14 protein-coding genes are annotated in these 11600 nt (G+C 69.5%); 6 read left to right on the top strand and 8 right to left on the bottom strand.

What is annotated here, in order from left to right; genetic code table 11:
* Positions 1-50: 50 nt before the first annotated feature.
* From ON41_RS21650 to ON41_RS41735, 3 genes are all read left to right on the top strand, one after another.
* Positions 51-662: an SRPBCC family protein gene (locus ON41_RS21650; RefSeq protein ID WP_040749530.1), complete on the top strand. Its 612-nt coding sequence runs from the start codon at positions 51-53 to the stop codon at positions 660-662.
* Positions 663-907: 245 nt separating this feature from the next.
* The gene (locus ON41_RS21645; protein WP_040749529.1) at positions 908-2254 is read left to right on the top strand and encodes a family 1 glycosylhydrolase; all 1347 of its coding nucleotides are present in this window, start codon (positions 908-910) and stop codon (positions 2252-2254) included.
* 153 nt (positions 2255-2407) lie between these two features.
* Entirely contained in the window at positions 2408-2581 is a 174-nt protein-coding gene (locus ON41_RS41735) for a hypothetical protein (RefSeq protein ID WP_157185572.1), read from the top strand.
* A gap of 25 nt (positions 2582-2606) precedes the next feature.
* Here the strand turns inward: ON41_RS41735 and ON41_RS21640 are convergent, their stop codons facing one another.
* The gene (locus ON41_RS21640; RefSeq protein ID WP_040749528.1) at positions 2607-3182 is read right to left on the bottom strand and encodes a TetR/AcrR family transcriptional regulator; all 576 of its coding nucleotides are present in this window, start codon (positions 3180-3182) and stop codon (positions 2607-2609) included.
* A 75-nt stretch (positions 3183-3257) separates the two neighbouring features.
* On the opposite strand from ON41_RS21640, the gene ON41_RS21635 reads away from it, so the two are divergent.
* Positions 3258-4397 (top strand): acyl-CoA dehydrogenase family protein, encoded by a 1140-nt coding sequence (locus ON41_RS21635; protein WP_040749527.1) that lies wholly within the window; start codon positions 3258-3260, stop codon positions 4395-4397.
* On the opposite strand, the gene ON41_RS21630 is transcribed toward ON41_RS21635, so the two are convergent.
* Positions 4375-4734, bottom strand: coding sequence for a hypothetical protein (locus ON41_RS21630; RefSeq protein ID WP_040749526.1), 360 nt, complete (start codon positions 4732-4734; stop codon positions 4375-4377). The genes ON41_RS21635 and ON41_RS21630 overlap by 23 nt on opposite strands.
* A gap of 3 nt (positions 4735-4737) precedes the next feature.
* The gene (locus tag ON41_RS41730) at positions 4738-4965 is read right to left on the bottom strand and encodes a hypothetical protein (protein WP_157185571.1); all 228 of its coding nucleotides are present in this window, start codon (positions 4963-4965) and stop codon (positions 4738-4740) included.
* Between the two features lie 161 nt (positions 4966-5126).
* On the opposite strand from ON41_RS41730, the gene ON41_RS21625 reads away from it, so the two are divergent.
* Both ON41_RS21625 and ON41_RS21620 read left to right on the top strand, forming a co-directional pair.
* The gene (locus ON41_RS21625) at positions 5127-5795 is read left to right on the top strand and encodes a TetR/AcrR family transcriptional regulator (RefSeq protein ID WP_040749525.1); all 669 of its coding nucleotides are present in this window, start codon (positions 5127-5129) and stop codon (positions 5793-5795) included.
* Between the two features lie 375 nt (positions 5796-6170).
* The gene (locus ON41_RS21620; RefSeq protein ID WP_040749589.1) at positions 6171-6530 is read left to right on the top strand and encodes a DUF4254 domain-containing protein; all 360 of its coding nucleotides are present in this window, start codon (positions 6171-6173) and stop codon (positions 6528-6530) included.
* A gap of 177 nt (positions 6531-6707) precedes the next feature.
* Here the strand turns inward: ON41_RS21620 and ON41_RS21615 are convergent, their stop codons facing one another.
* The 5 genes from ON41_RS21615 to ON41_RS21595 form a co-directional block, all read right to left on the bottom strand.
* Positions 6708-7505: an ABC transporter permease gene (locus ON41_RS21615; RefSeq protein WP_040749524.1), complete on the bottom strand. Its 798-nt coding sequence runs from the start codon at positions 7503-7505 to the stop codon at positions 6708-6710.
* 2 nt (positions 7506-7507) lie between these two features.
* Positions 7508-8350: a 2-aminoethylphosphonate ABC transporter permease subunit gene (locus ON41_RS21610; protein WP_051162126.1), complete on the bottom strand. Its 843-nt coding sequence runs from the start codon at positions 8348-8350 to the stop codon at positions 7508-7510.
* A gap of 254 nt (positions 8351-8604) precedes the next feature.
* Positions 8605-9798, bottom strand: a complete 1194-nt coding sequence (locus tag ON41_RS21605) for an ABC transporter ATP-binding protein (RefSeq protein ID WP_051162124.1) — start codon at positions 9796-9798, stop codon at positions 8605-8607.
* Positions 9799-9825: 27 nt separating this feature from the next.
* Positions 9826-10878, bottom strand: coding sequence for a 2-aminoethylphosphonate ABC transporter substrate-binding protein (locus ON41_RS21600; RefSeq protein ID WP_040749523.1), 1053 nt, complete (start codon positions 10876-10878; stop codon positions 9826-9828).
* A gap of 37 nt (positions 10879-10915) precedes the next feature.
* Entirely contained in the window at positions 10916-11599 is a 684-nt protein-coding gene (locus tag ON41_RS21595; RefSeq protein ID WP_040749522.1) for a phosphonatase-like hydrolase, read from the bottom strand.
* Position 11600: the final 1 nt, after the last annotated feature.

Here is an 11600-nt window from a genome sequence, read left to right as displayed (position 1 = left end):
AAGCGCTAACAGATCGCTCCCCGGAGCGGCCCCGAACTCAGGAGAGAACCGTGAACGTCACCCGCCGCGCCGCCCTGCTCGCGATCGCCCTGACCGCCGGAATCCTCGGCGGCACCGTCACCCCGGCGCTCGCCGATCCCGTCACCGACCCCGCGCCGCTGACCTGCCTGGGGGACGGCACCGCCCCCGACGCCGCGGTCCGGTACCGGACGGAGACCGTGATCGACGCGCCGCTGAGCACCGTCTGGCAGGTGCAGACCGACGTCCAGGGCTGGCCGTCCTGGCAGCAGCCCGTCACCAGCATGGAACTGCTGGACGAGGGCCCGCTGCGGGACGGTTCGCGGTTCCGGTGGACCACCCCGGCGCCCGCGACCCCCACCACGCCCGCCTCGACCATGGTCATCACCTCGACCGTTCACCAGGTGCTGGACCGGTCGTGCATCCGCTGGAGCGGGCCGGCTCTCGGCGAAGGGGTGCGGATCGACAACGGCATCCACGTCTGGAACTTCGACGAGGTCGACGGCAAGGTCCGGGTCCGCACCGAGGAGACCTGGACCGGCGCGCAGGCCGAAGCCGATCCGGCCCTGTCCACCGGCCTCCTCGGCGCGGGCCTGGAGGCGTGGCTGGCCGATCTGAAGGCCGCGGCCGAGGCCCGGTCCTGATCGCGAGACGAGACCGCCCGCCCGGCGACGGCAGCGCCGGGCGGACGCGCCCGATACCGGGACACGCCGGTTCGGGGCTAGGGGCGCGGGCCGCTGCGGGTCGCTCGGTGGTCCGCGCGGAAACCCTCTCAGCAGCAATGATGCTCGCGGATCGCTGGGCCGGGCGATATGGAAGTCGTTGTGGCCGCACGATAGTGGTCGCCGAACGCCAGCGTCGGCCCGAGGGCTCCCGTTACCCTGAATTGATGCGATCTCGGTGTCTTCGGAATGTCCTGGCCGTGTTCGTCGCTGTTGCGTCGGTGTTGCTGGTCGGTACACCGGCCCTCGCGGTCCCGCCGATGCGGCCGGCCGCCCTCACCCCGCTGGACTCCGGGTTCCTCTGGGGCGTGGCGAGTTCCGGGTTCCAGTCCGAAGGCCATGCGCCCGACAGCAATTGGACGCGCTACATCGCCGGGAATCCGGGCTACGAGCCGCTCCAGGATTCGGTCGACTTCAGCGATCGCTACGAATCCGACATCCGCCTGGCCGCCGATATGGGTGTCCGGGTATTCCGGGTCGGGGTCGAATGGGCGCGGCTGCAGCCCACCCCCGGCGAATTCGACGAGAACACGTTCCGTTTCTACGATTCGGTCGTCGACGCCATCGTGCGGGCCGGGATGCGGCCCATGATCACCTTGGACCACTGGGTGTATCCCGGCTGGGAGGCCGACCGCGGCGGCTGGCGCAACCCGGGGATGGTCGGCGACTGGCTGGCCAACATGCGCGCGGTGGTCGACCACTACGCCTCGCGAAATCCGCTGTGGGTCACCGTGAACGAGCCGGCTGCCTACATTCAGCACGAGATCCGCGGCGGCGCCGCCGACGCGGCCGGGATGCTGACCGGGGTGGTCGACGCCCACAACGCCATCTACGACTACATCCACCAGGAACAGCCCGGCGCCCAGGTGACGGCCAATGTCGGCTATGTCGCCGGTTCGGAGGACCAGGTCAACGGCGAGTTCGTCAACCGCGTCGCCGACCGGCTCGACTACGTGGGCGTGGACTACTACTTCGGCTTCGACCCGGCGCAGTCGCTGCTCGGGGCGATCGGGCGGAGCATCGGGTCGGCCATGCCGAGCCTGCCCGGCCAGCGCATCTGGGAGCTGCCGGTCCGCACCGAGGGCATCTACTATGCGCTGCAACACTATTCGCGGCGCTTCCCGGGTAAGCCGCTCTACATCGTGGAGAACGGCCTGCCCACCGAGAACGGCCTGCCCCGCGGCGACGGCTACAGCCGCAGCGATCACCTGCGCGACACCGTCTACTGGCTGCAACGCGCCAAGGCCGACGGTATGAACGTCATGGGCTACAACTACTGGAGCCTCACCGACAACTACGAATGGGGCAGCTACACGCCGCGTTTCGGCCTCTACACCGTCGACGTGCGCACCGACCCCAGCCTCACCCGCCGCCCTACCGACGCCGTCGGCACGTACTCGCAGATCGTCGCCACCGGCGGCGTCCCGGCCGACTACCGCCCCACCCGAGCCCCGTCACTCTGCGTCTTCGTCGACCCACCGAACAGCTGCTTCAACCCGGTCGCCGGCCCGTAGCTCCGTCGAAGCGCGATCGTGGCGATCGTGTTTGCGCCGTCTTGCCTACATCATTGCTGGTTGAGGCGATTCGAGTGGTGATGGATCGATAACGCCGCGAAATCGGCGAAAAATAGGTGGTTGGCTGGGCGTGTGCTGGGGTATAGCGGGGGCATGACTCCACCGAGATCGATCGAGCGGTTGCTGCATGAGCTCACCACCCGATACGGGTCGGTGGACGCGGTATTCGTCGCCCTCGACCGGCTACGCGCGGATCCCGGCGCCACCACCGTCGCGCTCCCGGTGGTGCTGATGCCCAGCTACTCGGGCCGGCACCGCGCCGCGTAGCTCGTTCGCGATCTCTCTCCGGCTGTCACGCACACAGTCCGGTCGTGAGGATCGCCGCGAGTTCGCGGTAGGCGTCCGCGTCGTCGAGGCCCGTCTCGGCGCGTACGCCGCCCTGCTGGATCCGCACCATCATCGTGGCGGCGAGGTCGGCCGCGAAAGCCGCGTGCACCTTACGGAATTCGCCCGTGGCCACCCCGGCATCGATGAGGTCGCGCACCCTCCCCGCGGCGATGCGGGTGTTCTGCTCGTAGACCTCTCGTGCCGGTGGGAACGCGTCGAGATCGGTCATGAACCGGTCGGAGGCGGCGCCCAGGGCGGTTCCGACGGCGGACAGATAGGCGATGATCCGTTCGCGCGATCCCGGGGTATCGGTGACCCGCCGCTCGACATCGTCGGTGGCCCGCCGGAAGAAATGCACGGTGGCGGCACGGACCAACTGCTCCTTACTGCCGGCGAGGGTGTAGAGCGTGGACTTCGAGCACCGCAGCCGGGAGGCGATGTCGTCGAGGGTCAGATGCGCGAACCCCTCGGCCAGGAACAGGCCGACCATGGCGTCGAACAGCTCGGTCCGTCGGCGGGTCGCGAAGCCCCCACGCGTCATCTGATCCCCTGTCGCTCGACAGTACTGTTAGTGGATACTGAGTACTGTATCGAGTATCGCCGTGAAGGGAGCCCTGTGGCCGTCGATCGACTCCTGCCCACCGACGAGGCGCGGGATCTCATCCAGCTCACCCGCGAGGTCGCCGACAAGGTGCTCACCCCGATCGTGGACGAGCACGAGAAATCGGAGACCTATCCCGAGGGCGTCTTCGCCACGCTCGGCGCGGCGGGGCTGCTGAGCCTGCCGTATCCGGAGGAGTGGGGCGGCGGTGGACAGCCGTACGAGGTGTATCTGCAGGTCCTCGAGGAGATCGCCGCCCGCTGGGCCGCGGTGGCGGTCGCGGTGAGCGTGCACAGCCTGGCCTGCCATCCGCTCATGACCTTCGGAACCGACGAGCAGAAGCAGCGCTGGCTGCCGGAGATGCTGGGCGGCGCCACGATCGGCGCCTACAGCCTGTCGGAGCCGCAGGCCGGATCCGACGCCGCCGCACTCGAGTGCCGGGCCACCGCCGCCGCGGGCGGATACCGGATCACCGGCGCCAAGGCGTGGATCACCCACGGCGGCATCGCCGACTTCTACAACCTCTTCGCCCGCACCGGCGAAGGCTCCGGGGGCATCTCGTGCTTCCTGGTGCCCAAGGACACGGGCGGGCTGAGCTTCGGCAAGCCGGAGGAGAAGATGGGCCTGCACGCGGTGCCGACCACCTCCGCCCACTACGACGACGCGTTCGTCCCGGCCGAGCGCCGGATCGGGGCCGAGGGGCAGGGTCTGCGCATCGCCTTCAGCGCGCTGGACTCCGGCCGGCTCGGCATCGCCGCCGTCGCGGTCGGGCTCGCGCAGGCGGCCCTCGACGAGGCCGTCGCCTACGCCAAGGAGCGAGCGGCGTTCGGCCGCAAGATCATCGACCATCAGGGGCTGGGATTCCTGCTCGCCGATATGGCCGCGGCCGTGGACTCCGCGCGGGCCACCTACCTCGACGCCGCGCGCCGGCGGGACGCGGGGCTGCCCTATTCGCGCAATGCCGCGGTCGCCAAACTCGTCGCCACCGACGCGGCCATGAAGGTCACCACCGACGCCGTCCAGGTCTTCGGCGGCTACGGCTACACCCGCGACTTCCGCGTCGAGCGCTATATGCGCGAAGCCAAGATCACCCAGATCTTCGAGGGCACCAACCAGATTCAGCGTCTCGTCATCAGCCGCGAACTGGCTCGCTGAGCGATTTCCCGGACGGCGCGCCGACACGCACCTCGTGTATCCGCGTGTCCGCGCCGTCCCGCAGGCGATTGACGAGACACCCCTCCGGGACGGCGTGGCCGGCCAGATGGCCTTCCGGGATCGCGACGACGTGCGCGTCGGTGCGCCGCAAGGCGTCGAGCAGCGCGAGGAACTGCGGTGGGATCGGCCCCGAATCCGTGGCCCGCTCGTGGAAGACCTCGCCCAGATCGAATCCCGCGGCGGCGGCCGCGTCCGTCAGGACGGTGACCCACCCGGCGGGATCATCGACCAGGTCGTCACGCAGATAGCCGAGCATCAGCGGCCGGAGGGCAGCCACGACTCACCTCGGGCCGTCGGCCGTGAGCGCCGCGCGCCCGCGTTCGCTGATCTGCCAGCAGCCCTTGTGCGCGATCGCGACGACCAGACCGCGCGACTGCAACCGCGCCAGGGCGCTGCGGGTCGTCCACCCCGGCAGTTGCGCTTGGCGCTGGATCTGAACCGCCGACAACAACCCGCCGGGACGAAGAATGTTCAGTACGACCGATTGCGCTGCCTGCCCGAACTTCATGCCTTCTCCTCGTGACGCCAGGCACGCGGGCGGGGGTACGCGGAACCGCCGTCACGTGCGCATACGCGGGATTTCATCAAGGTTAATAATCGACATCAGTTGATGTCAACAGCACATGATGTCAACATCCGCGGTGTCCGGGTCTGTGAGAGGATTCGGCCATGCCGACCGCCACCGAGGAGCCCCGAGGCGAGTCCCGGCGCTGGCGCGGTCGCGAACCCGCCGACCGCACGGCGACCCGGCGCAGACAACTGCTCGACGCGGGATTCGAGCTGATGGGCACCGTCGGGGTGGCCGGAATGTCGATGCGCGCGGTGTGCCGGACCGCGGGTCTGACCGAGCGGTACTTCTACGAGAGCTTCGCGAATCTGGACGCGCTGCAACTCGCGGTCCTCGACGACGTGGTGCTCGGCGCGCGTGACCGCCTGCTGGAATCGCTGTCCACCGCCCCCACCGAACCGGATCGGGTCTTCGCCTACATGGTCGCCCGCTTCACCGACTATATGGACGAGGATCCCCGGCGCGGCCGCATCATGTTCGTGGAATCGCAGGCGACCACGGTGCTCGGCGAGCGGGGCAACGAACTCGTCGTCGAATTCACCGCGCCCATCGCGATGGTCCTCGCGCAGGCCGAGGAGAACCGAAACCCCGCCGACGACACGGATATCCGGCTCAACGCCCACGCCATCTTCGGCACCCTGGCCTTCCTGTACCGCCCCTGGCTCGACGGCGCCCTCGACATCTCCCGCACCCGCTTCGACCGCCACGCCGCCAGCGCGATCACCGAACTCGCCCGCGCGAGGTCGTCCCAGGCGAGCGACACCGACTAGAACCGGCACGCCGGTGACCGCAATCAGCCCGGGAAACGTCGTCGGTCACCGCCGTCGGTCCTGTGTAGACGGCCGCCGGAACCGGAAGACACGCCGGTCAGGCAGGCCCCTCCGAGTAAGAGCACCGTTTCTGAGGCCGGTAGGACGCAATCTTGCGTTCTTGCATTTGTAAGAGCATGATCCCAGCTAGCCTAGTTGTGACCCACCGATCCGAGACCGGTACAGCTGAACCCGGAGATCAATCATGTTGGTGCGATTAGTAGTGCTTGCGGGCGTGTTCGGGGTGCTGCGATGACCATGTCGATAGCTGGGGTGCTGCCGACGGCGCCGCAACTGTTGTGCGCGTTCCAGGGCCGCCGATTCCAGGATCGAGTGCTGTTGCGCACGGCACGCGCCCTGGCGGAGCTGCATGCTCGCCGGACACAGGTGCGCGACCCGATCATGGTCGCGGAAATAGACTGCCGTCGCGGCGAACTCGTCGACGACATCAACGACTGGGTGGAGCAGGAGCTGCCGCAGCATCGCAACGGCGCCTCCCTGCACACCGAGAGCCTGGGCGCCGTGGTCGACCGGATGGCCCGCAGTTGGGTCGATGCCAATCGGGTCATCGACCGCGAGGGACCGCGCAGTGACAATACCCATAAACACTGGTATCACCTGGCGGAACTGGTTGACGGTTACACTGATCTCGTAATCGACGTGGCCGGTGGCCGTCGCCGTTTACCCGAGCAGTGACTTCCCCGGATACCGATAGATCGTGGTTGCTGCCCGACCGGTGACGTCGCCCGAGCAGGCGCTGTACGACCGGTAGCGGTGCTCGGGCCGAGACGTTGTCCGCCCTGATCGGCGGGCGCAACGGGGCGCCTCGCCCGGCGTGCCGCGCGGTCGACTGGCGCGGCACGCCACCCATTCTCAGCGCAGGGCCGCTCGGCCCCGCACCCGTCCCAGTATCAGCAGCGCCGCCAGCGTGACCGCGACCAGCAGCGTCGTGCAGGCGGCCGCGCCGAAGACGTCCCCGCGGTCGGTCGCGGCGAAGATGGTGACCGGCAGGGTCTTCCAGGTCGCGGGGTACACCATGATCGTCGCGCCCAGCTCACCCATCGACAGCGCGAGCGCTAGGCCCGCGGCCGCGCCGAGCGCCGGCAGCAGCAGCGGCAGGGTGATCCGCGTCAGCACCCGGGCCGGTCCCGCCCCGAGCGATTCGGCGGCCTGGCGATATCCCGGATCGAGGCGGTCCAGCGCCGCGGACACCGCACTGAACGCGTACGCCAATACCAGCACCGAATGCGCCAGGATGACAATCCATTTCGTGCCGCCCAGCAGCAGCGGGCGCTGATTGAACGCGATCAGCACGCCCAGGCCGATCGCCACCGACGGCACCGCCACCGGCAGGTGGAAGATCGCGTCAGTGGTCCGCCGCCACCAGGCCGGAGACTCCCGCGCCGCCAGCGCCGCCCAGGCGCCGAGTACCAGCGCGACCGCGCCGGCCAGCAACGCCGTCTGCAGGCTGACCGACAGGCTCGCCGCCTGCTCGCCCGACAGCGCCTGCCGGAAGTTCCCGAAGCCGAGATCCGACGGCAGCGGTCCGGTCCAGCGTCCGGCCAGCGCCGCCGCCGCCACGGTCGCGATCGGCGCCGCGAATACCACGAGCACGACGAGCGCGAATACCGCGAGGACGAGCGCCCGCCCCGTCCGAGTCCATACCAGCATGGTCAGTCCTCCCGAATCCTGGTGAACCAGGCGAAGATCAGCCGATAGCCGACGTACAGCGACAGCGACAGCAGGACCTGGACCGAGGCGAGCACCGCCGCCCCCGGCAGATCGAAGGTGACGATGCCGCGGGTGTAGATCAGCGCGGGCAGGGTGATGACGCCCTTGGCGCCGGTGAACAGCACGATGCCGAATTCGTTGAGCGTCAGCAGCAGGACCAGGCTGCCGCCCGCGGCGAGGGCCGGCCATGCCTCCGGCAGCACCACCTGCCGCAGCACCCGCCACGGCGACGCGCCCAGGCTCGCGGCCACGTCGAGCTGCTCGCGCGGCAGCTGCGCGAACGCCGCCAGCAGCGGGCGCACCACGAACGGGGTGAAGTAGGTGATCTCGGCGACAACGATTCCGGCCGGTGTGGTGAGGAAATCCAGTACGGGGGCGCCGTTCCCGGTGATGCGACTGATCAGCGCGTTCACCGCGCCCGCCGTGCCGTAGAGGAAGGTGAACGCCAGCGTGATCAGGAACGACGGCAGCGTGAGCACCGTATCGACCAGCCTGCCCACCACCCCGGACCCCGGGAACGGCACGAACGCCAGCACCACCGCCAGAAACGTCCCCAGCACCAGGCATCCCGCCGTCGAACACGCCGCGATGGACACCGTGCGCCACAACGCATCCCGAAACGCCTGCGACCCCAGCACCTCCGACCAGACCGCCGTCCCCGTGCCGGTGGGCGTACGCACGGATTCGGTCAACACCCGCACGATGGGGTAGACGGCGATCCCCAGCACGATCACCACCGGTGGTAGTGACCACACGATCGGCCGCCAGTTCCCGGCCAAAAGCACGCCGGGAAAACGATGAGGCGAGCGGGGAGATCGATGAGGCGCGCGGGGAGATCGATGAGGCGCGCGGGGAAAACGGTAAGGCACGCGGGGAAAACGGTAAGGCGCGCCGGGAAAACGATGAAGCATGCCGGGAAAACGATGGTGGCTCGTGCTGGGATCGTGGACGTGCGTGTCGGGTTGGCGTGTGCCGGGGTGGTCCGGGCGGCCGCGATCCCCCTCATGGATCGCGGCCCCCGGGGGTGTCGTGCGTGGATTCATGCGTGGGCCTCTGAAACGTCTGCGGGAGAGGCTGATTCCGCGCCGACTGTTGCCGGGATGAGGACACCCGCCGGGTCGGGGAGGCGTACGCCGACTGTCGCGCCGACGGCGGTGTCGACGTGGCCGGGGACGTCGGCGACGATGTCGCCGGGGAGGCCGTTGACGTCGAGGCGCAGCCGGGTCGTCGCGCCGCGCCAGACGCTGGAGACGATCGAGGCCAGGACGGCGTCGCGGTCGTTGGTGCCGCCCACGTGCACGGTGTGCGGGCGCACGCACAGCAGGGCCTCGGACTCCGGGGCCCAGTCCAGGTGCCCGACACCGGGTTTGGGGGCCTCCGCGCGCAACGTGCGATCGCCCGCGGTGACCAGTGCCGCGGTGCCGGTCACGTGCCGCACGGTGCACGGCAGGAGATTCGCCCCGCCCAGGAAGGCGGCGGTGAACGAACTCGGCGGGCGGCGCCACAGATTCTCGGCGGAGTCGATATCGATCAGCCGGGCGTCGCGCATGACCGCGATCCGGTCGGCCAGCGCCAGCGCCTCCGACTGATCGTGGGTCACGTACAGCATCGCGGTGTCCGGCAGGGCTTTTCGCAGCTCCTGCAACTCGGCGAGCATGGTCTGACGCAGTTGGGCGTCGAGCGCGGCGAGCGGTTCGTCCAGTAGCAGGACCCGGGGCCGGATGGCCAGCGCCCGCGCGATGGCGACGCGCTGCTGCTGCCCGCCGGACAGCTCCCGGGGCAGCCGCCCGGCGTACTCGGCCATGCCGACCATCTCCAGCGCCTCGGCCACCCGCCCGGCGATCTCGCGGCGCGGAATCCGGTGCGCCCGCAGGCCGAAGGCCACATTGTCGCGCACCCGCAGGTGCGGGAACAGCGCGTACGACTGCACCACCACGCCGATCCCGCGCTTGGCGGGGGACAGGCCGGTGACATCGCGACCGGCCAGCCGCACCGCGCCCGAGGTCGGCCGGACGAATCCGGCCAGCGCCTTGAGCGCGGTAGACTTACCGGAACCGCTGGGGCCCAGCAGCGCGACCGTCTCCCCGGCCGCGACTCGCAGGGTGAAGTCGGCCAGTGCGACGGTGGCCTTGCGGCCGCGCCCGTAACGGACGCCGACTCTGTCGAATACGATCGCCGGTTCCCCGTCGGCCGTGACGGTGGCCGCCGCGGCGGCGGTCGTCGGTGCGGACATGGTGCGCTCCTGTGCCTGATCAGCGGGTCAGCTTCCGGTGGCCTTCTGGTAGGCGGCGACATCGCCGTCCAGCTCGTCGAGGACCTTGTTCCAGTCGGGCGTCACCACGGTCACGCCCTCGAGGTACGCGGCCGGGGAGATGCCGCCGGGCACGGCGGGTGTGTCGCGCAGATCCGTGCGGGCCGGTACCGCCATGGCGTCGGGGCCGAGCGTCTTCTGCACCTCCTCCGACAGCAGGTAGTCCATCAGCTTCTTCGCCGAATCCCGGTGTGGCGCACCCTTGGCCATGCCCATGACGTACGGCACGGCGACCGTGCTGCGCTTGCCGTCCGCGGTGGCGGGGAAGAAGACGGTGAACTTCGAACCCTTCTCCTTGATATTCGCCAGGTTCATCTGGACGTCGCCGTTGGCGACCAGCAGTTCGCCGTTGTCGACCTTCGGCTGCAACTTGCCGGTGGACGCCGACGGCCCGACATTGTTGGCCTGCAGTTTGGTCAGGTAGTCCAGCGCACCCTGCTTGCCGAACAGCTGCTGCAGCAGGATCAGCACCGCCGTCCCGTCGCCGGCCTGCCCGGGCGTCGAGTACTGCACCTTGCCCTTGAACTCCGGCTTCAGCAGGTCGTCCCAGGTGAGCTTGGCATCGATCGACGGATTGGCGATGAACGACAGGTAGTTTCCGGCCAGCGTGACGTACTTGCCGCCCGGATCCTTGTCCGTGGCGGCCACCGCGCCGGTGTCGACGCCGCTGTCCTGCAGCAGGCCGGACTTGTTCGCCTTCTGGATGAACGGCGGCAGCGTGACCAGGACGTCGGCCTGCGGGTTGGCCTGTTCCTTGTCGACGCGGTTGACCACCTCGCCGGAACCGGCCTCGACCAGGTTGACCGCGATCCCGGTCTGCTCCTCGAACGTCGCGAACTGTTTCTTGTACCAGTCGCCGACACCGTCCGCGGAGTACACGGTGACGGTGTCGCCGTCCGAGGAGGTTCCGGTGCCGCCGCACGCGGCCACGCCGGCCGCGACGGTGGTGGCGGAGGCCAGGATCAGCGCGGCGCGTGCGAGGCGCGATATCGAAATGCGCACGATGACAGCAACTTTCGTGTGAAGGGTGGAGAGGGGATTACGGCCGTTCGGCCAGGAGAAGGTCGGCGAACTGCACCACCGACGGCACCACGTGGGTCGCGCCGGCGGCCGCCAGTTGTTCTTCGTCGTGCGCGCCGGTCAGCGCACCCGCGACGATGCGCGCACCGGCCGCGAGCCCGGTGCCGATATCGCTGGCCGTATCGCCCAGCACCGCAACGCGATGCACCGCGTCGATGCGCAGCCGGAGCAGTGCGGTCAGTACCAGATCCGGATACGGGCGTCCGCGTCCGGCCTCCGCCGGGGCCAGCGTCAGGTCGGCGATATCGTGCCAGCCCAGCGCGTCCAGCAGCTTGTCCTGGGTGCCGCGGCTGAAGCCGGTGGTGAGCGCGACCTTGATCCCGGCCGCCCGCAATCGCGTGATCGCCTCGGCCGCACCGGGTATCGGCGTAGCCTCGCCCGCGAACTCGTCGTAGGCGGCCTCGAACGTGCGGTTCGCCAGCTGGGCGCGGTCCTCGTCGCCGAGCAGCTCCCGGAAGACGGTGATCTTCGACCGGCCCATGGTATCGACCACGTAGCGGATCGCCGCCTCGCGCTCGGGGCCCTCGGCCGGAATGCCCGCGGCCGTGGCGGCGGCGTCGAAGGCGCGCAGCACCAGCCCGCCGTCTGCCACCGTGGTTCCGGCCATATCCAGCACGGCGAGGTCGATCTGCTTGTCGGACACT

Origin of the sequence: Nocardia transvalensis NBRC 15921, assembly GCF_000308875.1 — a bacterium.
GTDB classification, from domain to species: Bacteria; Actinomycetota; Actinomycetes; order Mycobacteriales; family Mycobacteriaceae; genus Nocardia; species Nocardia transvalensis.
Note: the sequence above shows the minus strand (reverse complement) of the source record. Positions and strands in the feature narration are given on the sequence as shown.

Coding starts and splice junctions, on each gene's coding strand:
- ON41_RS21645 (WP_040749529.1), top strand. CDS start 908: ATGCGATCTCGGTGTCTTCGGAATGTCCTGGCCGTGTTCGTCGCTGTT.
- ON41_RS41735 (WP_157185572.1), top strand. CDS start 2,408: ATGACTCCACCGAGATCGATCGAGCGGTTGCTGCATGAGCTCACCACC.
- ON41_RS21640 (WP_040749528.1), bottom strand. CDS start 3,182: ATGACGCGTGGGGGCTTCGCGACCCGCCGACGGACCGAGCTGTTCGAC.
- ON41_RS41730 (WP_157185571.1), bottom strand. CDS start 4,965: ATGAAGTTCGGGCAGGCAGCGCAATCGGTCGTACTGAACATTCTTCGT.
- ON41_RS21625 (WP_040749525.1), top strand. CDS start 5,127: ATGCCGACCGCCACCGAGGAGCCCCGAGGCGAGTCCCGGCGCTGGCGC.
- ON41_RS21615 (WP_040749524.1), bottom strand. CDS start 7,505: ATGCTGGTATGGACTCGGACGGGGCGGGCGCTCGTCCTCGCGGTATTC.
- ON41_RS21605 (WP_051162124.1), bottom strand. CDS start 9,798: ATGTCCGCACCGACGACCGCCGCCGCGGCGGCCACCGTCACGGCCGAC.